This is a genomic window from Pseudoflavonifractor sp. MSJ-37, assembly GCF_018917965.1.
In the GTDB taxonomy this organism is placed as follows: Bacteria; Bacillota; Clostridia; order Oscillospirales; family Oscillospiraceae; genus Pseudoflavonifractor_A.
The window spans coordinates 1-22490 of the sequence record NZ_JAHLPP010000002.1; the positions used below are offsets into that span (position 1 = coordinate 1).

Genomic DNA, 22490 nt, shown 5'->3' on the forward strand with positions numbered 1-22490 from the left:
ATCATCCGGGTTGGTGATCGTGGCCATAGACGCACGATCCATGGTCCCGTCCGCCTTCACGGCCACCTTGCCGGAGGTATCCGGGACCTGCTTCACACATACGATCGCTTTCATCAGAAATGTCTCCTCCGTTCCTTACTTCACGCCCAGATGGCTGGAAATGACCATGCGCTGGACTTCGCTGGTGCCCTCGTAGATCTCGGTGATCTTGGCGTCGCGCATCATGCGCTCCACCGGGTACTCGCGGGTGTAGCCATATCCGCCGAAGAGCTGTACGGCCCGGCGGGTCACATCGCTGGCGGCCTCCGCGGCGAAGAGCTTGGCCATGGCAGCGTCCATGGAATAGGGCTCGCCGCTCTGCTTCTTGGAGGCGGCAGCATAGACCAGATACTGGGCCGCCTGCATCCGGGTGTGCATATCGGCCAGCTGGAACTGGGTGTTCTGGAACTGGGAGATCCGGCGGCCGAACTGGACGCGCTCCTGCGTGTAGGCGATGGCCTCGTCGATGGCGCCCTCGCCCAGGCCCAGGGCCTGCGCGGCGATGCCGATGCGGCCGCCGTCCAGGGTCTTCATGGCGATCTTGAAGCCCTTGTTGAGCTGGCCCAGCAGGTTCTCCTTGGGCACGATGCAGTCCTCCATGATCAGCTCGCAGGTGGAGGAGCCGCGGATGCCCATCTTCTTCTCATGCTTGCCCACGGAGAAGCCGGGGAAGTTCCGCTCCACGATGAAAGCGGAGATGCCGTGGTTGCCGGCCTTCTTGTCGGTCATGGCGAAGATGATGAACACATCGGCGAAGCCGGCGTTGGTGATGAAGATCTTGGAGCCGTTCAGGACGTAATGGTCCCCGTCCAGCACCGCGGTGGTCTGCTGGCCGGAGGCATCGGTGCCGGCGTTGGGTTCGGTCAGGCCGAAGGCGCCGATCCACTCGCCGGAGCACAGCTTGGGCAGGTATTTCTTCTTCTGCTCCTCGGTACCGTTCTCGAAGATCGGGGCGCAGCACAGAGAGGTGTGAGAGGAGATGATGACGGCGGTGGTGCCGCAGACCTTGGCCATCTCCTCCACGCACATGGCGTAGGACAACACGTCAGCGCCGGCGCCGCCGTACTCCTTGGGGAAGTAGATGCCCATCATGCCCAGCTTGCCCAGCTTCTTGACGGTCTCCACGGGGAAGCGCTCTTCCTCGTCGACCTCCTCGGCCAGAGGCTTCACTTCGTTCTGCGCGAACTCGCGGTACAGTTTGCGGAGCATCTCCTGCTCCTTCGTCAGATGAAAGTCCATTCCGGTTTCCTCCTAAGATCCAATGAAAAGGTTACAAGGCTGCGGCCTTGCGGCCGCAGCCGGGGGTAAAGTCAGATCACTTCTTGCTGTAATCGTAGAAGCCGATGCCGGTCTTGCGGCCCAGCCGTCCGCCGCGCACCATCTTCCGCAGGAGCAGAGAGGCGCGGTAGCGGGGATCGTTGGTCTCGTTGTAGAGCACGTCCATGATGGCCAGGCACACGTCCAGGCCGATGAAGTCGCCCAGCTCCAGGGGGCCCATGGGGTGGTTCGCGCCCAGCTTCATGGCCTTGTCCACGTCCTCCACAGAGGCGACGCCGCTCTCGACCACGGTGATGCCCTCGTTGATCATAGGGATGAGCAGGCGGTTGACGATGAAGCCGGGGGCCTCGTCCACCTCAACGGGGTCCTTGCCCACGTCCTTGGAGAGCTGGAAGATCGCTTCGAAGGTCTCGTCGGAGGTGTTCACGCCCCGGATGACCTCGATGAGCTTCATCACCGGGGCCGGGTTGAAGAAATGCATCCCGATCACCTTGTCGGGCCGCTTGGTGGCGGAGGCGATGTCGGTGATGGAGATCGAAGAGGTGTTGGTGGCCAGGATGGCCTCGGGCTTGCAGAGGCCGTCCAGCTCGGCGAAGAGCTCCTTCTTCAGATCCACGCTCTCCACGGCGGACTCCACCACCAGGTCGGCGTCCTTGACGACGTCGATGTCGCTGGTGAAGGTCAGCCTGGACAGCAGGGCCTCTTTCCCGGCCTCGTCCAGCTTGCCCTTGGCGATGCGCTTGTCCAAGCTCTTGATGAGGCTGGCCTTGTGCTTCTCCGCGCTGGCGTTGCTGGTGGAGCGGATGACGGTGTCGATGCCCTTGTTCGCGAAGACCTGGCCGATGCCCAGGCCCATGGTGCCGCCGCCGATGATAACGATCTTTTTCATAGATATGATCCTCCCATTCCTTCTGTCCGATCTAAACCTGTTGGAACGTGCCCTGCGGAGCCTCTGCGTCCGCCCGGATATGAGGGGGCCATATCACGGTGGGGCACGGAGCTTGCTGTGCTTTCATATCATGCTCGGGTCATCTGATGTAACGGTGGTCGCTTGGATCTGCGTTTTGCCATAGAGATCCACTTTTTCGTCTGCTTGTTATTTTTTTAACATATATGTCCCTAAAAAATTGCAACACCGCATGATTCCCACGGCTGTTGCATCTTTTTCAGGTCCATTTCTTCACAGGTCTCGGAGTGGATCCTCGCTTAGTATAGCGCGTTTCCCCCAAAGACGCAAGTCTTATTTTCAAAAAATCCGTATTTTTTATCGAGGATAGCAGCTCCTTCCATTTATTTCTTGTTGGTATCCCACAAATATATCGTCAAAAAATTCACAGATACAGTTCAGACTGGCCGTTCGTTATTTTATTCACAGGTCCTGATCACAAAAAGAGAGCGCCGGTGTCCCGGCGCTCTGCAAAATGACGGAACATCCTCCCGCGCCCGTTCAGCCCAGCAGGCCGCCCACGAACTGGGTGAGAGGCAGGTAGACCAGGGGCAGGAAGATCGCCGGGAGCATATTGCCCACCCGGATCTTCTGCTTCGGCAGGCCCATCATGTTCATGCCGATGGCCACGATGATGCTGCCGCCCACGGCGCTCATCTCCTGGATCACGGCGTCCTGGAGATAGGGCCCCACGAACTGGGCCAGCAGGGTGAGCCCGCCCTGATACAAGAACAGGGGGATCACACAGAAGGGCACGCCGATGCCCATGGTGGAGGCGAAGGTGATGGAGGTCACGCCGTCGATCACGCTCTTGGAGATCAGGATACCGTAATTGTGGTTGAGTCCGGCCTCCAGACTGCCGTTGATGGCCATGGCGCCCACACAGAAGAGGACGGTGGCGTTGACGAAGCCCTCGGTGAAGCGGTCGTTCCCGCCGCTCCGGGCCATCTTGCGCTTGAGCACATCGCCGATGCCGGCCAGCCGGTCCTCGATCCGCAGGGCCTCACCCAGAAGGGTGCCCACCGCCATGCAGGCCACCACGCAGAGGGTGTCGTTGGTCCCGATCATGCTGGGGATGCCGATGCCCAGCACGCACAGCCCCATGGCGATGCCCAGGCTGTCGATGAAGCCGGGCTTGATCTTTCCCTTGAAGGCCAGCCCCAAAAAGCTGCCGATCAGGACAAGGACTACGTTGACGACGGTCGCGATCATGGAAAAAACTCCTTTCGACGGCTCTCTGCCGCACTGCACTGTAAAATGATAGACCGCGCCGGGCCGTTTGTCAAACAGTTCTCTTCATATCCCGCTCCGCCGGCTCATATGCTGGACCGATCTGGGGATAGGAGAGGAGGGGTGGTCCTTGAAGCTCAGCCGTTCATCCATGCTCTACGGGACCCTTCTGCTCACCGGCACCAGCCTGGCCGCTCAGGCGGTGGGGTTCCTGTACCGCATCCTCCTCTCCCGGCTGGTGGGGGCAGAGGTCATGGGGCTCTATCAGCTGATCCTGCCGGTGTACTCCGTGCTCCTGTCCCTCACCGCCGTGGGGCTGACGGCGGCGGTGTCCAACCTGTCCGCGGAGTATGCCGCCCGGGAAAATGACGGAGCCATGGCCGCCGTCCTCCGTCGGTGCCTCCTGGGGTTCCTGCTGGCCTTCGCCCTGGCGGCGGCGGTGGTCGCCGCCCTGTATGACCCGATCTCGGTCTATCTGCTGGGGGACGCCCGGACTCAGACCGGACTGCTCCTCCTGCTCCCCTGCCTTCTCCTGACCGGGGTGGAGAACCTGCACAAGCACTACTTCTACGGCTCCGGACAGATCCGCCCGCCGGCGGCGGTGGAGCTGTGCGAGCAGTTCATCCGCACCGGCGCGGTGCTGGGCCTGCTGGTCCTCTTCCTACCCCAGAGCCCAGAGCGGACCGTGGGGCTGATCGTCACCGGGATGGTGATCTGCGAGCTCTTCTCCGCCGTGGCCCTGACGATCCTCTACCGGCGGCACCGGGCGGGACTGTCCCGGCCGGCGGCAGAGGACGGGCTGGGACGGCGGATCCGGGGCATCGCCCTGCCGGTGGGACTCACCTCTCTGCTGGGGAACCTGATGGGTTCCGCCAATGCGGTGCTGATCCCTCAGCGTCTGGTAGCCGCCGGGGCCGATGTATCTCAGGCCATGCGGGACTTTGGGGTCCTGTGCGGCATGACGGTGCCCATGCTCCTGATGCCCACGGCCTTCATCGGGGCCATGGGGCTGGTGCTGGTCCCCCGTCTGGCCCGAAGCGCCGCCTTGGGCCGCATCGACCGGATCCGGGACCGGATCCACAAGGCCATGCTGGCCACCTCGGTGCTGATCATGCCCTCCATGGCCTTTCTGGCGGTCCTGGGCCCCACGATCGGCCGGGCCCTCTTCCGGGAGCCCTCCGCCGGAGACCTGATCCTCCCACTGTCTGTGGGAGTCCTCTTCTCCTGCTATCAGTCGGTGCTGGCGGGGGTGCTGAACGGGATCGGCGCCCAGCGGGCTGCCGCCTGGAACGCCATCTGCTCCGGGGCGGTCCAGCTGGCCTGCACCTATGTCCTCATGGGCCTGCCGGGGATGGGACTGCGGGGCTATGCGGCCGGCTTCGCCGTCAGCGCCGGACTTGGCCTCCTGCTGGACTGGCGGGAGGCCGCCCGCCGGACCCGGATGCGGCCCCGGCTCTTCCAGTGGTGCACCGCCCCTGCCCTGGCCGCTCTGCTCATGGGGCTGTGCATCCGCCTTCTTTTCCGGATCCTGCGGGACTGTGGACTGGGAGACGTTCCGTCGGTCCTCCTCTGTTTGGCCTTCGGCGCCGTGGAATACCTGGCCGCTCTGTCGGCCCAAGGCTGCCCCTTTCGGTCGCTGTTCCGGCTGCGCTGAGGATGTCCGGTCATAAAAGTTCGGAGCAGGCGTGATATGCCTGCTCCGACTTGCCTTGCGTTGATAGATGCACTGCCCGCCGATCACGTCCCACCAGATCGAAGCCCAGCGTAAGCGGGTCCGATTTGGAAGCGAGGAGCAACGGAGCGAGCGCACGATGAGTTTTGGGGGAAACAAAAAACTCGTCGCAAGCGATACGAAGCTTGCGACGAGCTGGTGCCTCCGGCCGGAATCGAACCAGCGACACGGGGATTTTCAATCCCCTGCTCTACCAACTGAGCTACAGAGGCGAATGAGAGGCCCCGTCTGCCCGGGCCTCCTGGTGCGGGTAACAGGACTTGAACCTGCACGGTCGCCCACCAGAACCTAAATCTGGCGTGTCTGCCAATTCCACCATACCCGCGCATCGGTCATTCTAGTATAGAATAGCACGGATCTTCTCATTTGTCAATTGCAGATCCGCGAAAAAGGGGGTATACTGGAGGGGACTTTTCGTACAAAGGATGTGGCCCCTATGAGACCTGCCCCTGAAGTGGCCCTGATCCAGGATCTGTCCGGCTTCGGCCGGTGTTCCACCACTGTCGCTCTCCCCACGCTGGCCGCCATGGGAGCCCGGTGCGAGACGCTCCTCACCGCCTATCTCTCCGCCCACACCGGTTTCCCCCGGTCGGAGCATTCTGTGTTCCTGGACCTGACCGATCAGATGGAGCGGTGCTGTGATCACTGGGCCGAGCTAGGCGCCTCCTTCGACGCGGTCTATAGCGGCTTCCTGGGCTCCGCCCGGCAGATCGACCTCCTGCGGTCCTTCATCCACCGCTTCCGCCGGCCGGACACGCTGGTGCTGGTGGACCCGGTCATGGGAGACGACGGCCGGCCGTACAGCACCTACACGCCCGACCTGTGCGCCCGGATGGGCTCTCTGGCTGAGGAGGCCGACCTCATCACCCCAAACCTCACCGAGGCCGCCATCCTTCTGGGGGAGGACTACTCCGCCGTCCCCGCGGATGAGGCGGGGATGTCCCGCTGGCTGGAGCGTCTCTCTCTGGATGGCAAGCGCTCTGTGGTCATCACCGGCGTGAGCCTGTCCCCGGACCAGGTGGGTGCCGGATGCTGGGACCGGGAGAGCGGTCGGATCTCTTTCTTCCAGGCCAACTCCGAGCCCGCCCATTTCTCCGGCACCGGCGACCTCTTCGCCAGCATCCTGCTGGGCGGGATGCTCCGCGGGGAGTCCCTTCCCGTCTGCACCGAGCGGGCGGTCCGGTTCGTCCAGCGGTGCGCCGCCGCCACACTGGCCATGGGCGCCCCCATCTCCCGCGGCGTCCAGTTCGAGCCCATGCTCCACGAGCTGATGGAGCCGTGATGTTCTCTGATGCATTTCGCGATCCAGCCCCTCCGGGCTGGATCTTTTTTATGCCGGCTTCCCGATCCTCCGCTCGTGGGAGGCTCGACACCGCGGACAGCCCTCATGACCGCGCTTCCCCGACCGCGTGTGATGCCAGCCTCTCCTGTACCTGTGCCCGGAACTCCGCCAGATCGGGCCATCGGTCGAAGAAGCGCCACTTCTGTGCCCACACCGCCGTCTCCGTCTCCGGCGGCGCGTCATAGAGGACGTAACAGGCAAAGCTCTCCGCCAAGTCCTCCACCGGGTCGGTGGCCGCGTACTCGGTGACGAAGTCGTCGGGATGCCGCAGGAGGAAGCCATAGCTGTCCATATCCGCCAGCCGGTCGTCCAGAAGGTCCGTCCAGAACATTCGATAGAAGGTGTCCAGATAGGAGCCGGGCCGGGCAGTCATGCCCTCCTCGCAGTAGGTCTCCGTGCGGGTCTCCCCGCTGTAGTCCACCTGATCCGCGTTCAGGGCCAGGTAGTGTCCATACTCGTGGACGATGGTCTCCCGGGTCCAGTCGTCGTCCCCTGTGTCCTCCGGGTCCAGCGCGATCTCCCAGCGCGTCCCGTCCCAGTCGGTCATCTGGACATAGGCCACCATCTCGTCCGGTCCGTCGGTGAACACCGTGAACCGGTCGAAGGCCTGGAACGCCCCCTCTGGCAGCAGGTCCAGCATCCCGCTCCACATGATCTGGTCGTTGGACCGCTCCGCCGCCGTCCGCTCCCGGCTATGGAGGACCCGCAGATCCGTGCCGTCCAGCACCTGATAGACCGTCAGCGTCCGCTGGGGCGGGTCCTCATAGCCCCAGTCCCCTACGTCCTCCCCGTCTCCCAGGTATTTGGCGGTCAACTCGTCATAGTACGCCGTCAGGGCCTCCAGGCCGGCCCACTCCTCATCGGACTTCTCCCAGACGCCCCGGGCAGTCCGAGCCGCTTTCCGTTCCTGCACTTCGGACAACAGGGACCGCGCTTTGACCCGCTCGCGTCCGCTGATCTTGTCATCCAGAGCCCCCAGCTGGACCGACAGCAGGCGCTCCGTCTCTGGATCGGCCAGCCGACTCCCCGTCCCGCCGCAGGCGGTCAGCAGGAGGCACAGGGTCAGCCCCGCTGCCGCAGACCTCCGCATATGCACATCCCCTCCCGTTCGTTTCTTCCATTGTACCAGACCCCGCTCGAAAGAAGCAAGGAAAAGGGCCGGTCCGGGACGATATGTCCTAGACCGGCCCCAGACTGTCAAAAAAGTCATTTCTCTCGTTGAGTGATGCAGGAGCCTCGCAGAGTTCCGTCACCCACAGGTGACGGAATAAAATATAAGGCGTTTTTTCTGAGGACATGTGCCTCAGAAAAAACTCTTCTCAGGCCGCTAGTGTGCGAGCAAAGCGAGTGCGCGCGGCGGCCTGCATCCCATCGAAGAAATGCCAGTTCGTTCTTTGTGAAGAACGAACCAGCATTTCTGAGAAGCGTGTCGAACAAGTTCGACACGCTGAGGGCCGGTCCGGGACGATATGTCCCGGACCGGCCCATCGTTCAAGCGGTCATCCGTTTACTTCTGCCAGTCCAGATCCACCATCACGTCGGCGGGCGTGATGGCGTTGTCGATCAGGCCATTGGCCTTGAGCCAGTCGATGTTTTCCTGCCAGCAGGCCTCGGTCTGGGACAGGAAGGGGGCGTCAGCGGTCTCCATCATGGGGGTGAGGGTGGCCATGCTCTTCTGCTCCACCGTCTCAGAGAGGGGGAAGTTCTCCTCGTTCTGGTTGTCCAGCAGGGTGCGCAGGGCTCCGTCCGGATCGTTCTTCACGTCCTCGAAGCCCTTGGCGGAGGCCCGCAGGAAGGCCTTGAGCATCTCAGGATCGTTGGCGATGGTGTCGTCGTTGGCCAGGAACACGCCCTCATAGTAGGTGGGCACACCGTAGTCGTCCAGATCGAAGTAGTTGACCTCGAAGCCCTCTTCCTCCATCTGGGGGACCTCATGGTTCACCAAGCAGCCGATGGTGGCATCCACATTGCCGGTGGTCATGGAGCTCATCAGGTCGAAGCCCACGTCCACCATGGTCACGCTGTCGGGATCGGCCCCCACGTTCTCCATGATAGAGCGGATCAGAGCCTCGGACAGCTCGGTGCCCGCGTAGCCCACAGTCTTGCCCTCCAGGTCCTTGGGAGAGGTGATGTTCTTGTCCTTCAGGGAGAGGACGATGTTCAGGGGTCCCTGGACCACCGCGCCGATGGACTTCACGGGCACGTCCTGGCCCGCCCGGGCGATGACCACGTCCTGCTGATAGTACAGGCCGATCTCCGCCTTCCCAGCGGCCACCAGAGACATGGCGTCGTTGGTGTTGGAGGGAAACTGGATGTCCACCTTCAGCCCCTCGTCGGCATAGTAGCCCTTGGCGATGGCGTCATAGATGAAGGCGTGGAGGGCGTTGGGATACCAGTCCAGCACCACGCTGATCTCCCGCAGGTCTCCATCCGGTCCGGCGGAGGCGGCCGGGGCATCGGAGGCGGCCGGGGCGGCCGTACCGCCGGAACAGCCGGTCAGGAGCATGAGGCCGCTCAGGGCCAGTGCGATCGTACGTTTCATATCCATGGGTCATCCATTCCTTTCTTGGGTCGTATCTCTATCGTCGTTCGTGCTTTCTCAGGACTCTCCGCGCCAGCGGACCAGCTTCCGCTCCAGCAGGGCCACCACGCCCACGGCCAGCATGGCCGCCGCCGACAGCAGGACGATCGGGGCGAACACCCCCGCGCCGTCCAGCTGGGTCATCATCCGCCGGGAGAAGTAGCCCAGGCCGCTCTTGGCCCCCAGCCACTCGCCGATCGCCGCGCCGATCACGCTCATGGGCACCGCCATCTTCACCGCGGAGAAGAAATAGGGCAGGGCGCAGGGGATCTTGACGGCGCGGACGATCTGCCAGCGGTTGGCGCCATAGGTCCGCAGGAGTTCGGTCATCTCCACGTTGGCGGCCCGGAGTCCATCGTACACCGTGATGGCGATCGGGAAGAAGGTGATCAGCACTGTCACCAATACCTTGCTCCAGATGCCGTAGCCGAACCACAGCACGAAGAGGGGCGCGATCGCTGTGGTGGGGATCGTCTGGGACACCACCACCACTGGGTAGAGCATCCGCCGGACCAGGTCGCTGCTGTCCATGGCCGCGGCCAGCGCCAGCCCCAGCACCAGCGAGATCGCCAGTCCGATGGCCGTCACCGTCATGGTGGCGGGCAAATGGACGGTGAAGAGAGGTATTCTCAGCTCCCACAGCCGGACCAGAATCTGGGTGGGCGAGGGCAGGATATAGGCCGCCCCCATCCCCGTGGCCCCCGCCTGCCACAGCAGGAGGAGCGCGAAGAGGAAGATCAGGGCGGGCAAGTCCGCCTTACAGGCCTGTTTCATCCCTTCACCTGCTTTCTCAAAAGGTCGATGAGCCCCTCCCGCAGGTCGGTCATCTCCGGCCGCTTCAGGCAGGAGCGATCCCGGGGGTAGTCCGCCGGGACCGGGACCTCCAGCAGGCTCCGGATCGGCGTGTCCGCCACCGCCAGCACGCTGGAGGACAGGAACACCGCCTCCTCCACATCGTGGGTGATGAAGAGGATCGTCTTTTTGTGCCTCTGCCACTGGTCCAGGAGCCACTCCTGCATGGTGATGCGGGTCAGGAAGTCCAGGGCGGAGAAGGGCTCGTCCAGCAGGAGCAGGTCGCTGCCGGTGAGCATGGTGCGGGCGAAGGCCGCCCGCTGGCGCATCCCGCCAGAGAGCTCATGGGGCATCTTCCCGGCACAGCCGGCCAGACCCACATCCTCCAGCGCCGCCTCGGCCCGGTCCCGGCGCTCCGCCTTGGAGGATCCGCCCCGGATCTCCAGCGGAAGCGCCACGTTCTCCCCCACCGTGCGCCAGGGCAGGAGCAGATCCTTCTGGGGCATATAGCCGCAGTACTGCTTCCGTCCGCCGCCGATGGGGGCGCCCTCCACCAGGATCCGCCCCGCCTTGGAGGCCAGCAGGCCGTTGGTCAGCCGGAAGATCGTGCTCTTGCCGCATCCGCTGGTGCCCACGATGCAGTGGAAGGATCCACGCTCCACCCGGAAGGAGAGGCCGTCGATGATGTCGAACTCCTCGGAGGGATATCGATAGGAGACCGACTCGAACTCCAGCGCGGTCATTTTTCCAGTGTCCATGCCATCTCCCAGAAGCCCAGCTCATACCGGCTGCATGCCACGAAGATCTCCTCCAGGCGCTGATACTCTGTCTCGGTACAGCTGGCCGCCAGCTCCTCCATCAGCGCCACCAGGGCCGCGTTCGTCTGCTGATACTCCTCTCCAGCATAGCTCCGGATCCACTCGCCGTAGAAGGGGTGGTCCGCCGCGCCGGGGATCTTGGCCAGCCGGGTGCCGATCTCGGCATAGCTCCAAGAACAGGCCAGGATCGACGCCACGATCTCCGCCGGGCCCCCGGCGGAGGCCACGGCCAGCATATAATGGGTATAGGACAGGTTGGAGAGGGCGGGCTCCACCGCCAGCACCTGCTCCTCGGAGATGCCCATCCGGGCCATGTAGCCCCGATGGACCTTCATCTCGCCCCCCAGGATCGCGTCCACATTGGCGGAAAAAGTCCGCATCAGCTCCGGGTCCCGGGCCTTGATCACGCCCCAGGCGAACACCCGGGCGTAGTCGAAGAGATACAGATAGTCCTGGAGCAGGAACCACCGGAACTTCTCCAGATCCAGAGTCCCGTCTCCGATCCCCCTCACGAAGGGGTGGGCGTGGCACTGTTCCCACACCGGCTTTGCGGCCTCGTAGAGCCGTTCCGTCACGTTCATACGTCGTTCCTCCCATCGAACAGGATCTCGTCGGCCAGAGCCGTCAGCTTCGGCCAGTCCTCGCCGTAGGCGTCCTCATGGACGCCCACCACATAGAATCCCGCCTTCTTGGCGGTCTCAGCGGCGTAGAGGGCGTCCTCGAACACGGCGATGTCCTTCGGCTCCGCCCCAAAGCGGCGGGCGGCCTCCAGATAGATGTCCGGGCGGGTCTTGCCCACCCCGAGGGTCTCACAGCTCAGGATGAACGTGAACCGGCCGTCCACCCCCAGCCGGGAGAGGCAGGCGCGGGCCAGCGGCTCAGCGGTGGCAGTGGCCACGCACATCTGTACGCCCCGGTCCGCCAGTTCCGCCAGATAGGCCGCCATCCCCGGCTTCAGGGGGATGTCCCGGCGGTAATGTCCGTCCATCATGTCCTCCATGCCGGCCACCATCGCCTCCGGCGTGCCGGGCAGGTGGTAGAGCTCCAGCAGATAGGCCGCCCCCTCCAGCATGGTCATGGGCCGCAGGGGCTCCAGCTCCTCCGGCGTAGGGACGATGCCCTGATCCGCCAGATACTCGGCGCTCAGGCCCATCCACCAGCTCATGGAGTCCACCAGCGTGCCGTCCATGTCGAAGATGCAGAAACGCTTATCCATGGGCGGCCACCAGCTCATCGGACAGGGCCCGCAGACGGGCCGCCGCCGCGCCGGGATCCGGCTGGGCGAAGAGGGCGGACACCACCGCCACACCGTCCACCCCGCTCCCTTTTAGGGAAAGGATGTTGTCGGCGCTGATGCCGCCGATGGCCACTACCGGGATGTCCACCGCATCACAGATGGCCCGGAGGTCCGCCACGCTGAGGGTCTTGGCGTCCTTCTTCGTGGTAGTCCCGAACACGGCTCCCACGCCGATGTAGTCGGCCCCGGCCCTCTGGGCGGCCACGGCAGTCTCCACCGTGTTGGCGGAGATGCCCAGGATCTTGTCCGGCCCGATCATGGCCCGGATGTCCCGGCCCTGGATATCGGACTGGCCCACATGGACGCCGTCGGCGCCGCACTCCAAGGCCACCTCCACCGAGTCGTTCACCACGAAGGGCACCTGATGGCGGGCAGCCTGCTCCTTCAGGACCTCGGCCTCTGCCAAAAAGGCGGCGTGGGTCAGGCCCTTTTCCCGGACCTGGAGGAAGGTGGCCCCGTTGGCCAGGACCGCCTCCGTCACCTCGGGCAGAGTCCTGCCGCCCAGCCAGGACCGGTCTGTGACGGCATAGAGCCGCATGGCCCGCCGGATATCGTCTCTCGAAACGCTCATATCTCGCTCCTCTTCCGCGCTCACCGCTCCAGCTGGTTCAGCATCCGGTCCAGCGCGCCGGAGCGCTTGAGCAGGAGGATGACCGCGCAACCCATCAGTCCACCCACCGCCGAGGAGGGCAGATAGGCGGGGATGTAGTAGAGGGGGGACTGGGCGTCCAGCCCATAGAACTGCTTCATCAGGGGATAGGCCGCCAGAGCGCTGAGGATGCCGGTGCCGGCCACCTCGCCCACATAGGCGCACCAGAGCCGCTTGGTCTTCTGGTACAGCAGGCCGGACAGGAAGGCACCGATCACGGCGCCCACCACCGCCTGGATGGTCCGTCCGGTGAGCATCCGCAGGAGGCCGGTGAGCAGGGCGGCGGCAAAGCCGTACCAAGGCCCCAGGAACACCGCGCCGATGATATTGCAAAAGTGCTGGAAGGGGGCCATGGAGGGGAAATACACGAAAGTGGACAGGACGAAGCCAAGTCCCGCCAGCATGGCCGTCAGGACCATCTTGCGTACGGAGACGCTGTTTGCCCGGGTCATGGTGCTGTTCCGGTCGTTCACTGGACGTCGCCTCCTTCCTTGACGGCATAGTTGTGCGCCAGAGGGCCGCTGCCCTGGCCCAGGTCCAGACCGGCCTCCATGGCGGCGGTGATATACTTCTTGGCCAGGCCCACCGCCTCGTCCAGCGGGTGGCCGATCGCCAGGAAGGAGGCGATGGCGGAGGACAGCGTACAGCCGGAGCCGTGGTTGTTCTCATTGGCCACACGGCGGGAGCGGTACCACACAGCCTTGCCGCCCTGCCAGAGCAGATCGTCGGCGTCGGCGGTCCGGTGGCCGCCCTTCACCAGCACGCCGCCGGAGATCTGGGTCCCGATGGTCTGCGCCGCCCGGAGCATATCCTCCTCGCTCTCCACAGCGAAGCCGCACAGCCGCTCCGTCTCAGGCAGATTGGGGGTGATGACCTCCGCCAGCGGGAGGAGCTCCTCCTTCAACGCGGCGAGGGCGGTGTCCTGCATGAGGGCAGAGCCGCTGGTGGCCACCATCACCGGGTCCACCACGATGTGCTCCGCGCCATACTCCCGGAGCTTGGCGGCGATGGTGCGGATGATCTCCCCATTGGAGACCATGCCGATCTTCACCGCGTCGGGCCGGATGTCCTGGAACACGCAGTCCAGCTGGAGCGCGACGAACTCCGGAGATGCCTCCATGACGCCCCGGACGCCGGTGGTGTTCTGAGCGGTGAGGGCGGTGATGGCGCTCATGCCATACACGCCCAGGCAGGTCATGGTCTTGAGGTCGGCCTGGATCCCGGCCCCGCCGCTGGAATCACTGCCCGCGATGGTGAGTACTGTTTTCATGATCCTTTTTCCTCTCTTTCCTCATGAGTCTGAGCGGGTCGGTCCAAGAAAAACGAACGGCAGGATGCCCCTATGGGACATCCTGCCGGAAAGCCTCGTCCTCGCCCCTCTCCCACAGAGAGGATGCGCACGAAAGTCCTGTGCCGCGTCCCTACGTTGGCATTACCCACATCAGGTAAGGTCGAGGGACTGTCCCCTCCTCTCAGCCCCCTCGCGGGAGCTCCCTTGCGAGCCTCATTTTACGTGCTTTCTGCCGAACTGTCAATCCTCTTTTTCCGGCATGCCCCTGTCCATGCCGTTGTCTCTGAGCTATACTGGTGGAAACGACCGGAGCGAAAGGAGATGGGACCATGCCGCTGTTCGATGACTGCTGGCCCCGATGCGGTCAGGAACAACAAAAAGCGGACGTCTATCTCTCCGTTTCGAGATAGACGTCCGGTCCTGCTGAGGCTTATGCGAACTCCAGCGAAAAGTGACTTTTTTAATCGTTCGGCAGGCCGCAGAAGGCGAAATTCCTTCTGCGGCCCGTTTGTAGATCATGTTCTATGGTGTTACGGCCTTCCTTCGAGCATAGCGGGCCCATATCTCATGGTGCGCAGTCATTTAGGCGGCGCCGCCCAGCTTCATGAGGGAAGGAACGAAGGTGCTCAAGTCAGGGAAGACCACCAAAATGGTCAGAGCGACCAGCAGCATGATGAACCAAGGGATCAGTGCCTTGATGAGTCGGCCCATGGGCAGCTTGCCCACACGGGACACAGCGAACAATACCACGCCGAACGGCGGCGAAATAACTCCAATCATCAGGTTGAACACCAAGATGATACCCAAATGGATGCCGTTGACGCCAAAAGCCTGAGCCATGGGGAAGATGATGGGAGTCAGGATGGTGATGGCACTGACCGTCTCCATGAACATGCCCACCACCAGGAAGGCTAGGTTCAGCAGCAACAGGAACGTCCATTTGCTGTGGATGATGGTCATCAGACCGGCAATGAGGGTCTGGGGGATATTGGCCTTGATGAGCACGGAGCCCAGCAGGGTAGACACGGCCAGCAGGATGCAGATGGGGCCGGCCTCCACCACCGTCTGCTTCAGAACGGCCCAGTAGCGCTTCAGGGTCAGCTCCTTGTAGACGAAAATGCCCAAGAAGGAGGCATATACCACGCAGATAGCGGCAGCCTCAGTAGGGGTGAAGATGCCGGTGTAGATGCCCAGGATGATGATGACCGGGGTGAGCGCCGGCAGGATACCGCCAGCCAGATCGTGGAAGGTCTGCTTCCAAGATACGAATTTGTCCCGAGGATACTTGCGCTTGATGGCATAGTAACTCACAAGAACAGCCATACAGAGGGCGATGACGATGCCGGGCAGGACACCTGCCACCAGCAGGGCGCCCACCGATACGCCGGACACCATGCCATACACCACCAGAGGCATACTGGGGGGCACGATGGGGCCCAGCGTGGAGGAGGCGGCGGTGACGGAAGCGGAGAAGTCGCGGTCGTAGCCAGCATCCTCCATGGCCTTGATCTCGATCTGTCCAAGACCGGCCGCGTCAGCCACGGCGGTACCGGACATGCCAGCGAAGATGAAAGAAGCCAAGACATTCACGTGTCCCAGACCGCCGGGCACCCAGCCGATAATGGCCCGGGCCGCCCTGAACAGGCGGTCGGTGATGCCACATTCGTTCATCAGCTTACCGGCCAGCAGGAACAGGGGGATACAAAGGATCGTAAAGCTGTTGACACCGCTGATCATGTTGGACGTGATCGACATCCACTTCATGCCGGTGCTGAAGTTCATGATGAACATCGCTCCTCCGGCAATGGCGTAGGGGACCGGGAAGCCGATCAGGAACAAAACGACAAGGATCAACAGACCCCAAATCGGACTCATACGTTCGTGCCTCCCTTCTGCAGTTCCTCCGCGATCTTGGCGGACTCAGCGGCCATTTCGGCCTCATTTTCCTCCTGCTGGGTCTTGACATGGTCATGCCCCATAAACAGCAGGACAGCACGGAGCAGATTGGCCAACAAGGTCAGCACCAGCGCCGCAGCAACGATGACATATATTGCGGCCAAGGGGATCCAAGTGTTAGAGGGAAGCACGGTGTCGCTTTTGACGGCGTTCTGGATATTCAGGTAGATGCTGTATACGCAGACTGCGCTGTAACCTGCCATGAAGATCTGAAACACGCCCATGACGATCTCACGCACGCGGCTTGACAGGATGTCGAACAAAACAGTGATGCGCAGGTCCTGGCCACGCTTGGCAGCCACGGGCCACAGCAGGAACACGAACAGGACATAGCAGTAACGGGCCAACTCCTCTGTACCGGAGGTAGCGATGTCCAGCCGTCTGGCAACGACCTGATACATGATGACCACGATGATCGCCACCAGTGTGATGGCGCACAGCGTGATCACGAGATCTTCTATTTTATCAAATGTACGTCTGATTTTTTCCATAGAGGCCTCCATAAAACAATGCGGGTATATCGGTTCGATCGGAAGGATCTCTAATAAAGAGCGGAGCGGTGATCGAGATCGCCGCTCCGCTTCGGCTTTCACTTTACGACAGTGGATCCATCCGATGGGTCGATACGCTTACTTGGAGCACTCCTCGATCAGAGCCATAGCATCCTCGTAGCTGATGTTGGTCCATTCGGTAGCAAACTCCTGCTTCCAGAACTCCTCGCTGGCGGTCTTGAAGGAATCCAGGTCCAGATCAGTGACCAGCTCGGCACCGGCATCCTGATAGGCCTTCAGCCACTCAGCCTCTTCGTCAGCGATCAGAGGAGCACACTGATCCATGGCATCCTCGCCGGCCTTTCGGATGGCGTCCTGATAGTTCTGGGGCAGGGACTCGAACAGGCTGTTGCTCATGAAGATGCCACTGGCCTCCACCGCATGGTCAGTGGGGATGACATACTTGGCGATCTCAGGGATATTCAGCTTGCCAGACTCGGACAGGGGGTTCTCACAGGAGGAGACCACGCCGGTCTGGATCGAGGTATACAGTTCGCCCAGAGGGATGGTGACGGTGGTGCAGCCCAGAGCCTGCCAAGCGGCGTTCCACATGGCGTTGGAGTTCATGCGCAGCTTCAGGTTCTTCACGTCATCGACAGAGCGGACTTCCTCAGTGGAGACGAGGGTGCGCATGCCGCGGTAGAAGGGGCCGCACAGGTCCAGCACATTGTGGTCGGTGGCCCAGCTGTTGCGGATGTTCATCCAGTAGTCACTGTTGTAGACGTTGTAATAGGTATCCTCATCAGTGATCAGAAAGGGGGCGATGATCCAGAGGTCCTCGGGGGAGTACGTCCAGATAGGAGCACTGCCCGTGCCGCAGAACTCAAGCTCACCGGAGGAGACCTGTGCCAGAGCGTCATCCTCGCTGGCAACTGTTCCGTCGGGGAAGACATTGATGGTCACGGCTCCATCCGTGTATTCATTCGCCAGCTCGGCGAACTTCTGATACATCTCGACCACAACGGAGCCAGTAGCGTAAGTCGTGGAGAAGCTCCAGTTGTACTTCTCATCGAAGCTGCCGCCCTCAGCAGTGCTGGTGTTCTCGGCAGCAGGGGTATCCGTAGACTTTGCGCCAGACTCAGAGCCGCCGCAGGCGGTCAGGCTGAATCCCATAGCCAGAGCCAGAGTCAGAGACAGGATCTTCTTTTTCATACCTTTTTTCTCCTTTTTACTTTTACTGTGATCTATCTTCGGACCGCGAAACGGTTAGAAGTCGAACATCAAAGCACCGTCTGGGGCGTGCTTGTCCTTTCCCACATCCAAAATATGTGCGCTCATCAGCGCACCGGCAAGACGAACGTCATGCTGTTCGATCGCATCGATGATCTTGCGGTGGTCCTCCTGCCGGATGATGCCGACTCGGTCGATCTCATCTACGATAGATTGCTTCAGGATCCCATTCAGGATCTCATAGGATCGAACGATCATGTCGTTTCGCGTTATCTGGCCGATCATCGTGTGGAATTCTACATCCAAAGCCGCATAGTCATCTGCCGTGGTCTTTTCGATCATATGGAGATGGTTCTCCCGCAGCATAGCGATATCTTCAGCGGTCGCTCGTTTGGCCGCCATCTGCACGGCGTAGATCTCCAGCATTTCTCGAAACTCGATCACATCCTGCCAGGCCTTTGCTCCAATGGGCTTGGCAACTGGAAGCATATCCAAGCAATTCTGCGGAGCCAGGGCTTTTACGCAGGAACCATAACCGGCCCTAGTCTCAATGAGGCCCAAGGCATTCAGCTTTTGAAGTACCTGCCGCACGGTAGCATGGCTGACGCCCATGGATAAACACAGCTCACGCTCCGACGGGATCTTTTCTCCCACGGCCCAATTACCGTTCTCGATCATGGACCGCAGCTGTTCGAATGCCTGATCGCCGACTTTCGTACGTTTTACCCGCTTCAGTTCCATCGTATGATAGTTCTCCTTATTACAGGATGCTCACACCTAGCACATAACTGCTATCTTTGGTTGAGCCTATTATTCCACATTCATCCTTGTAATTCAATTCACATTTCCTACACAATATGTTAACATCTTTTGTATATTACGACAAAATCAAAGTACGATGGCCACACGACCTGCACGTTCACCGCAAAATAGCTCGAGCAAGAACGATCAAATGCGTTCCAGATATGGACAGGAACGTCAAAGACCGGGCGTCATTACAGGATGCTCACACCTAGCACATAACTGCTGTCTTTGGTTGAGCCTATTATTCCACATTCATCCTTGTAATTCAATTCACATTTCCTACACAATATGTTAACATCTTTTGTATATTACGACAAAATCAAAGTACGATGGCCACACGGTCTGCACGTTCACCGCAAAATAGCTCGAGCAAGAACGATCAAACGCGTTCCAGATATGGACAGGAACGTCAAAGACCGGGCGTCTATCTCTCCATCCTGAGATAGAGATAGACGCCCGGTCTTATCCATTCTGTTATCGGTCGTCAGCTTCAGCCCTTGGGGGCGAACTTGTCCCAGTAGCCCACCACGAAGATGATCAGCACGATCACCGGCAGGACATAGGTGAAGTACCGCCGCAGCCTGGCGGGGAACCGGAAGCCCTCGCCCTGGTCGACCTCGGCCACGAAGTTCTCATAGCCCCAGCCCGCCTTGCCGGGCAGACAGCAGAAGAGCAGGTAGACCACAGAGCCCAGAGGCAGCAGGTTGTTGCTGACCAGGAAGTCCTCGAAGTCCATGATGCCCATGCCCAGGATCTTCACGCCGCTCCACACGTTCCCGCCCAGCAGACAGGGCAGGCTCAGCAGCAAGATCAGGATCAGGTTGGCCAGGACCGCCTTCTTCCGGGAGATCCCCCACCGGTCCATCCAGCAGGCCAGGATGTTCTCGAACACCGCCGTCACCGTGGACAGGGCGGCACAGAACAGGAACGCGAAGAACATGGCGCCCCAGACGCGTCCGCCCGGCATGGCGTCGAACACGTTGGGCAGGGTGATGAAGATCAGCGTGGGGCCCGCATCGGGCTGGACCCCGAAGGCGAAGGCGGAGGGAAAGATGATCAGGCCCGCCACGAAGGCCACCGCCGTGTCCAGCAGGCCCACGTTCACCGCCTCGCCGAAGAGGCGGTGGTCCTTGCCGATGTAGCTGCCGAAGATAGCCATGGCGCCGATGCCCAGGCTCAGAGTGAAGAAGGCCTGTCCCATGGCGTCGTAGATCGCCCGGCCCAGCCGGAAGCTGCCTGCTCCATCGTAGAGCAAATTGTGGAAGTTGGGCACCAGGTAGAACTCCAGGCCCGCCGCCGCGCCGGGCAGGGTCACGGCCCGGACCGCCAGCACCACCAGCAGGGCCAGCAGACAGAGCATCATGATCTTGTTGATCTTCTCTACGCCGTTCTGGAGCCCGCGGGAGCAGATCAGCATGCCCAGGCACACCACGATGCCCATGAAGAGCACCTGGATGCCCACATCCCCCTGCATGGAGGAGAACGCCTCACTGACGGCGGCTGGATCCACGTTCTGGAACTGCCCCGCCGCCATCTTGAAGAAGTACAGCAGGAGCCAGCCGGCGATGGTGGTATAGAACATCATCAGCAGGTAGTTGCCCGCCATGCCGAACCAGCCGTACCAGTGCCACTTGCTCCCCTTGGGCTCCAGCTGCTGGAAGGACACCATGATGCTCTTCCGGCTGGCCCGGCCCACGGCGAACTCCATGGACATGATGGGCAGACCCATGATCACCAGGAACACCAGATAGATCAGCACGAAGGCCGCGCCGCCGTACTGCCCCACGATATAGGGGAAGCGCCAGACGTTGCCCAGTCCGATCGCGCACCCGGCGGAGATGAGTACGAAGCCCAGCCGGGACGCAAAAGTCTCTCTCTCTTTCACGTTTCTCAGGGACCTCCTTCGATCTGTTGATAGACCAGATCATTGTAACGGTTTTCCTCTCCCCTGTCAATGTTCCGCCGCTGAACGACGGATGGTCCCGCTCCCCGCGACAGGTCCCCGTCCAGCCGGTGCGGTACCGCGTCCCGGAGGCCGTCCGGACCGGTCCCGGCGGCCATCAGCGCCTCCACCAGTTCCTCGATCCGGTCGGGCCGGACCGTGAGGCCCGGCGCCGCCGCCCCGGTCCCCCGCGCCGGCTCTGTCACCTGGACGCCGTAGCCCTCGCAGAGGATCCCGCCGCCCACGTCCACAGCTCCGATCAGCAGATCGTACCGAAAGGTCCGTTCCGCTCCCGTCTCATCCCGGACCGTGACTTGACCCACATACATGGTCCTCATCCCACCGCCTCCCTCCCGATCGCTAAATACCATTATATGGTATTTTTAGCCAGATGGGAAGCCAGCACGATCCGCAAGTTCCGGCAAATCGCCACCAGACCCGCCCCGCTTCGCCGGAAGTCCTCTTGTGGAATGCTCCTCCACACGTTATAATAGGGATACCGAATCTATTCTGTCAAAGGAGCTGATCTCTATGAAACAGCGCAGCATCCCTCTCTGCATCGTGTTCTCCATCATCACCTGCGGCATCTACGGCATCTACTGGTTCATCTGCGTCACGGAGGAGGCCCGGGTGGTCTCCGACCGGTTCCAGACCACTGGAGGCATGGCCTTCCTGTTCAGTCTGATCACCTGCGGCATCTACGGCTTCTACTGGGCCTACAAGATGGGCGAGGCCATGGAGGACGCCCGGGCCCAGCACGGCGAGCCCAGCGGCTCCCTGCCCATCCTGTTCCTCCTGCTGAACATCTTCGGCCTGTCCATCGTCACGCTGGCTCTGATCCAGAACGAGCTGAACAAGTACGAGATCGCGTGATATGGCGGTCCGTCTCCGCCGCCTGATCCTCCGGGCCGCCCTCCTGCTGGGGGGCGGCCTGGTCTATGCGGCCTTCTGTATCGAGACCGGACGGGCGGTGCCCTGCCTGTTCCGGCGGATCACCGGTCTGCGCTGTCCCGGGTGCGGCGTCACCCGGATGTGTCTGGCCCTCCTGAGGGGAGACCTGGCCGCCGCCTGGGCAGCCTCGCCGGGCCTGCTCCTGCTCTCTCCTTTTCTCGGCCTTCTCCTGCTGGATCTGGCCGTCCGGTACGTCCGCACCGGACAGCGGCTCCCCGGCCCCGTGGAGCGGGCCGGCATCTGGTGTGCCGTGGCCTGGCTGGTCCTCTATGGCGTGATACGGAACCTCGCCGGCTTCTGAACGGCAGGCATCAGATATCTGTATGCAAAAAGGCATCGGCCCCGGCTGGGGTCGATGCCTTTTTCTTCGTTCAGAGCGATCTCAAAAAGAACTGGTCCATGGTACCACGGACCACGGCGACGGGGCGGTCCATAGCCCGGCCCGGTCGTCCAGATACGGCTTCTGCGTCTCGCCGGATCGTCCGGCCGTCCAGCATCGCTCAGCCCTCGCTGGGGATGAGGCCCATGTCGGTGAAGGGGAAGATCACCAGCTCGGCCTTGCCCAGCACATAGCGCACGTCCACGGTGCCCAGATCCGGGTTGCGGCTGTCATTGGACACGTTCCGGTTGTCGCCCATGACGAAGATCTCGCCCTCGGGCACGGTGATCGTGTCGATGGTCTGCCACATCTGCTGTTCCATGGGCTCCAGGATATAGTCCTGGGGGAGCTCCTGCCCGTCCACGGTGACAGTTCCTTCCTCATAGTCGATCTGCACGGTCTGGCCGCCCACGGCGATGACCCGCTTCACGATCGGGCCGGTGATGTTCTCGAACTCCTTGGTGAGCACCACCACGTCCCCCTGTCTGGGCGTGTAGCCCAGGCTCCGGACCACCATCATGTCCCCGTTCCAGAGGGTGGGCTCCATGGAGGAGCCGTCCACCGGGGTCAGGCGGCCCAGGAAGGTGAACACCAGCACGATGCCCACGATGACCGGCGCGATGGCCTGGAGCCAGCCATACAGCTCCCTCCCCAGGCTCTGGTCCTGCTTCGTCTCCTGCCGCTCTTCCATCGGCTCGTTCCTCCCTTCGTTGGAACAGAGGCCCCGGCGTCACCGCCGGGG

23 protein-coding genes, 2 tRNA genes, 1 pseudogene and 1 riboswitch are annotated in these 22490 nt (G+C 62.1%); of the genes and pseudogenes, 4 read left to right on the plus strand and 22 right to left on the minus strand.

Features of this window, described 5'->3' with window-relative positions:
- The 4 genes and pseudogenes from KQI12_RS12455 to KQI12_RS05860 form a co-directional block, all read right to left on the minus strand.
- Positions 1–114: pseudogene (locus tag KQI12_RS12455) on the minus strand (electron transfer flavoprotein subunit beta); the annotation flags it as partial.
- Between the two features lie 21 nt (positions 115–135).
- Positions 136–1278, minus strand: coding sequence for an acyl-CoA dehydrogenase (locus KQI12_RS05850; RefSeq protein ID WP_216571524.1), 1143 nt, complete (start codon positions 1276–1278; stop codon positions 136–138).
- Between the two features lie 76 nt (positions 1279–1354).
- The gene (locus KQI12_RS05855; RefSeq protein WP_216571527.1) at positions 1355–2206 is read right to left on the minus strand and encodes a 3-hydroxybutyryl-CoA dehydrogenase; all 852 of its coding nucleotides are present in this window, start codon (positions 2204–2206) and stop codon (positions 1355–1357) included.
- Positions 2207–2764: 558 nt separating this feature from the next.
- Complete coding sequence (locus KQI12_RS05860; protein ID WP_216571530.1) at positions 2765–3475, minus strand: DUF554 domain-containing protein; 711 nt, start codon at positions 3473–3475, stop codon at positions 2765–2767.
- A 148-nt stretch (positions 3476–3623) separates the two neighbouring features.
- Between KQI12_RS05860 and KQI12_RS05865 the strand changes: the two genes are divergently transcribed.
- Entirely contained in the window at positions 3624–5147 is a 1524-nt protein-coding gene (locus KQI12_RS05865; protein ID WP_253290865.1) for a polysaccharide biosynthesis C-terminal domain-containing protein, read from the plus strand.
- A 214-nt stretch (positions 5148–5361) separates the two neighbouring features.
- Here the strand turns inward: KQI12_RS05865 and KQI12_RS05870 are convergent.
- Together KQI12_RS05870 and KQI12_RS05875 are read right to left on the minus strand one after the other, a co-directional pair.
- Positions 5362–5437, minus strand: a tRNA-Phe gene (locus KQI12_RS05870).
- A 30-nt stretch (positions 5438–5467) separates the two neighbouring features.
- Positions 5468–5550, minus strand: a tRNA-Leu gene (locus KQI12_RS05875).
- 111 nt (positions 5551–5661) lie between these two features.
- On the opposite strand from KQI12_RS05875, the gene KQI12_RS05880 reads away from it, so the two are divergent.
- Positions 5662–6507, plus strand: coding sequence for a pyridoxamine kinase (locus tag KQI12_RS05880; RefSeq protein ID WP_216571533.1), 846 nt, complete (start codon positions 5662–5664; stop codon positions 6505–6507).
- Between the two features lie 103 nt (positions 6508–6610).
- Here the strand turns inward: KQI12_RS05880 and KQI12_RS05885 are convergent, their stop codons facing one another.
- From KQI12_RS05885 to KQI12_RS05955, 15 genes are all read right to left on the minus strand, one after another.
- Positions 6611–7657: a M64 family metallopeptidase gene (locus KQI12_RS05885; RefSeq protein WP_216571536.1), complete on the minus strand. Its 1047-nt coding sequence runs from the start codon at positions 7655–7657 to the stop codon at positions 6611–6613.
- Between the two features lie 417 nt (positions 7658–8074).
- Positions 8075–9109 (minus strand): ABC transporter substrate-binding protein, encoded by a 1035-nt coding sequence (locus KQI12_RS05890; RefSeq protein WP_216571539.1) that lies wholly within the window; start codon positions 9107–9109, stop codon positions 8075–8077.
- Between the two features lie 57 nt (positions 9110–9166).
- Positions 9167–9922 (minus strand): ABC transporter permease, encoded by a 756-nt coding sequence (locus KQI12_RS05895; RefSeq protein ID WP_216571541.1) that lies wholly within the window; start codon positions 9920–9922, stop codon positions 9167–9169.
- Entirely contained in the window at positions 9919–10698 is a 780-nt protein-coding gene (locus tag KQI12_RS05900; protein WP_253290866.1) for an ABC transporter ATP-binding protein, read from the minus strand. Before KQI12_RS05900 ends, KQI12_RS05895 begins: the two co-directional genes overlap by 4 nt.
- Positions 10680–11339, minus strand: coding sequence for a thiaminase II (tenA, locus tag KQI12_RS05905; RefSeq protein WP_216571543.1), 660 nt, complete (start codon positions 11337–11339; stop codon positions 10680–10682). The genes KQI12_RS05900 and tenA overlap by 19 nt, the downstream gene beginning before the upstream one ends.
- Positions 11336–11974 (minus strand): HAD family phosphatase, encoded by a 639-nt coding sequence (locus KQI12_RS05910; RefSeq protein WP_216571546.1) that lies wholly within the window; start codon positions 11972–11974, stop codon positions 11336–11338. The genes tenA and KQI12_RS05910 overlap by 4 nt, the downstream gene beginning before the upstream one ends.
- Positions 11967–12626 carry a thiamine phosphate synthase gene (gene thiE / locus KQI12_RS05915; RefSeq protein WP_216571549.1) on the minus strand — a complete coding sequence of 220 codons (660 nt, stop codon included), beginning with the start codon at positions 12624–12626 and terminating at the stop codon, positions 11967–11969. Before thiE ends, KQI12_RS05910 begins: the two co-directional genes overlap by 8 nt.
- A 20-nt stretch (positions 12627–12646) precedes the next feature.
- Complete coding sequence (gene thiW, locus KQI12_RS05920) at positions 12647–13177, minus strand: energy coupling factor transporter S component ThiW (protein ID WP_371817977.1); 531 nt, start codon at positions 13175–13177, stop codon at positions 12647–12649.
- A complete protein-coding gene (gene thiD / locus KQI12_RS05925) occupies positions 13174–13974 on the minus strand; it encodes a bifunctional hydroxymethylpyrimidine kinase/phosphomethylpyrimidine kinase (RefSeq protein ID WP_216571551.1) in 801 nt (266 codons plus the stop codon). The genes thiW and thiD overlap by 4 nt, the downstream gene beginning before the upstream one ends.
- A 130-nt stretch (positions 13975–14104) precedes the next feature.
- Positions 14105–14211: riboswitch (TPP riboswitch) on the minus strand.
- A gap of 366 nt (positions 14212–14577) precedes the next feature.
- Positions 14578–15849 carry a TRAP transporter large permease gene (locus tag KQI12_RS05930; RefSeq protein ID WP_253290867.1) on the minus strand — a complete coding sequence of 424 codons (1272 nt, stop codon included), beginning with the start codon at positions 15847–15849 and terminating at the stop codon, positions 14578–14580.
- Between the two features lie 17 nt (positions 15850–15866).
- Positions 15867–16442: a TRAP transporter small permease gene (locus KQI12_RS05935; protein WP_216571557.1), complete on the minus strand. Its 576-nt coding sequence runs from the start codon at positions 16440–16442 to the stop codon at positions 15867–15869.
- A gap of 138 nt (positions 16443–16580) precedes the next feature.
- Positions 16581–17654: a TRAP transporter substrate-binding protein gene (gene dctP, locus KQI12_RS05940; RefSeq protein ID WP_216571559.1), complete on the minus strand. Its 1074-nt coding sequence runs from the start codon at positions 17652–17654 to the stop codon at positions 16581–16583.
- A gap of 54 nt (positions 17655–17708) precedes the next feature.
- The gene (locus tag KQI12_RS05945) at positions 17709–18413 is read right to left on the minus strand and encodes a FadR/GntR family transcriptional regulator (protein WP_216571562.1); all 705 of its coding nucleotides are present in this window, start codon (positions 18411–18413) and stop codon (positions 17709–17711) included.
- Positions 18414–18966: 553 nt separating this feature from the next.
- Positions 18967–20361 (minus strand): sodium-dependent transporter, encoded by a 1395-nt coding sequence (locus KQI12_RS05950; protein WP_216571564.1) that lies wholly within the window; start codon positions 20359–20361, stop codon positions 18967–18969.
- Between the two features lie 5 nt (positions 20362–20366).
- Positions 20367–20756 (minus strand): hypothetical protein, encoded by a 390-nt coding sequence (locus KQI12_RS05955; protein ID WP_216571567.1) that lies wholly within the window; start codon positions 20754–20756, stop codon positions 20367–20369.
- A 193-nt stretch (positions 20757–20949) separates the two neighbouring features.
- On the opposite strand from KQI12_RS05955, the gene KQI12_RS05960 reads away from it, so the two are divergent.
- Positions 20950–21291 (plus strand): DUF4234 domain-containing protein, encoded by a 342-nt coding sequence (locus tag KQI12_RS05960; protein ID WP_216571570.1) that lies wholly within the window; start codon positions 20950–20952, stop codon positions 21289–21291.
- A 1-nt stretch (position 21292) separates the two neighbouring features.
- The gene (locus KQI12_RS05965; protein WP_216571572.1) at positions 21293–21670 is read left to right on the plus strand and encodes a DUF2752 domain-containing protein; all 378 of its coding nucleotides are present in this window, start codon (positions 21293–21295) and stop codon (positions 21668–21670) included.
- 199 nt (positions 21671–21869) lie between these two features.
- Here KQI12_RS05965 and lepB read toward each other — a convergent pair whose 3' ends face one another.
- Positions 21870–22439: a signal peptidase I gene (gene lepB, locus KQI12_RS05970; RefSeq protein ID WP_216571575.1), complete on the minus strand. Its 570-nt coding sequence runs from the start codon at positions 22437–22439 to the stop codon at positions 21870–21872.
- Positions 22440–22490: the final 51 nt, after the last annotated feature.

Coding starts and splice junctions, on each gene's coding strand:
- KQI12_RS05850 (WP_216571524.1), bottom strand. CDS start 1,278: ATGGACTTTCATCTGACGAAGGAGCAGGAGATGCTCCGCAAACTGTAC.
- KQI12_RS05855 (WP_216571527.1), bottom strand. CDS start 2,206: ATGAAAAAGATCGTTATCATCGGCGGCGGCACCATGGGCCTGGGCATC.
- KQI12_RS05860 (WP_216571530.1), bottom strand. CDS start 3,475: ATGATCGCGACCGTCGTCAACGTAGTCCTTGTCCTGATCGGCAGCTTT.
- KQI12_RS05880 (WP_216571533.1), top strand. CDS start 5,662: ATGAGACCTGCCCCTGAAGTGGCCCTGATCCAGGATCTGTCCGGCTTC.
- KQI12_RS05885 (WP_216571536.1), bottom strand. CDS start 7,657: ATGCGGAGGTCTGCGGCAGCGGGGCTGACCCTGTGCCTCCTGCTGACC.
- KQI12_RS05890 (WP_216571539.1), bottom strand. CDS start 9,109: ATGAAACGTACGATCGCACTGGCCCTGAGCGGCCTCATGCTCCTGACC.
- KQI12_RS05895 (WP_216571541.1), bottom strand. CDS start 9,922: ATGAAACAGGCCTGTAAGGCGGACTTGCCCGCCCTGATCTTCCTCTTC.
- KQI12_RS05900 (WP_253290866.1), bottom strand. CDS start 10,698: ATGGACACTGGAAAAATGACCGCGCTGGAGTTCGAGTCGGTCTCCTAT.
- tenA (WP_216571543.1), bottom strand. CDS start 11,339: ATGAACGTGACGGAACGGCTCTACGAGGCCGCAAAGCCGGTGTGGGAA.
- KQI12_RS05910 (WP_216571546.1), bottom strand. CDS start 11,974: ATGGATAAGCGTTTCTGCATCTTCGACATGGACGGCACGCTGGTGGAC.
- thiE (WP_216571549.1), bottom strand. CDS start 12,626: ATGAGCGTTTCGAGAGACGATATCCGGCGGGCCATGCGGCTCTATGCC.
- thiD (WP_216571551.1), bottom strand. CDS start 13,974: ATGAAAACAGTACTCACCATCGCGGGCAGTGATTCCAGCGGCGGGGCC.
- KQI12_RS05935 (WP_216571557.1), bottom strand. CDS start 16,442: ATGGAAAAAATCAGACGTACATTTGATAAAATAGAAGATCTCGTGATC.
- dctP (WP_216571559.1), bottom strand. CDS start 17,654: ATGAAAAAGAAGATCCTGTCTCTGACTCTGGCTCTGGCTATGGGATTC.
- KQI12_RS05945 (WP_216571562.1), bottom strand. CDS start 18,413: ATGGAACTGAAGCGGGTAAAACGTACGAAAGTCGGCGATCAGGCATTC.
- KQI12_RS05955 (WP_216571567.1), bottom strand. CDS start 20,756: ATGAGGACCATGTATGTGGGTCAAGTCACGGTCCGGGATGAGACGGGA.
- KQI12_RS05960 (WP_216571570.1), top strand. CDS start 20,950: ATGAAACAGCGCAGCATCCCTCTCTGCATCGTGTTCTCCATCATCACC.
- KQI12_RS05965 (WP_216571572.1), top strand. CDS start 21,293: ATGGCGGTCCGTCTCCGCCGCCTGATCCTCCGGGCCGCCCTCCTGCTG.
- lepB (WP_216571575.1), bottom strand. CDS start 22,439: ATGGAAGAGCGGCAGGAGACGAAGCAGGACCAGAGCCTGGGGAGGGAG.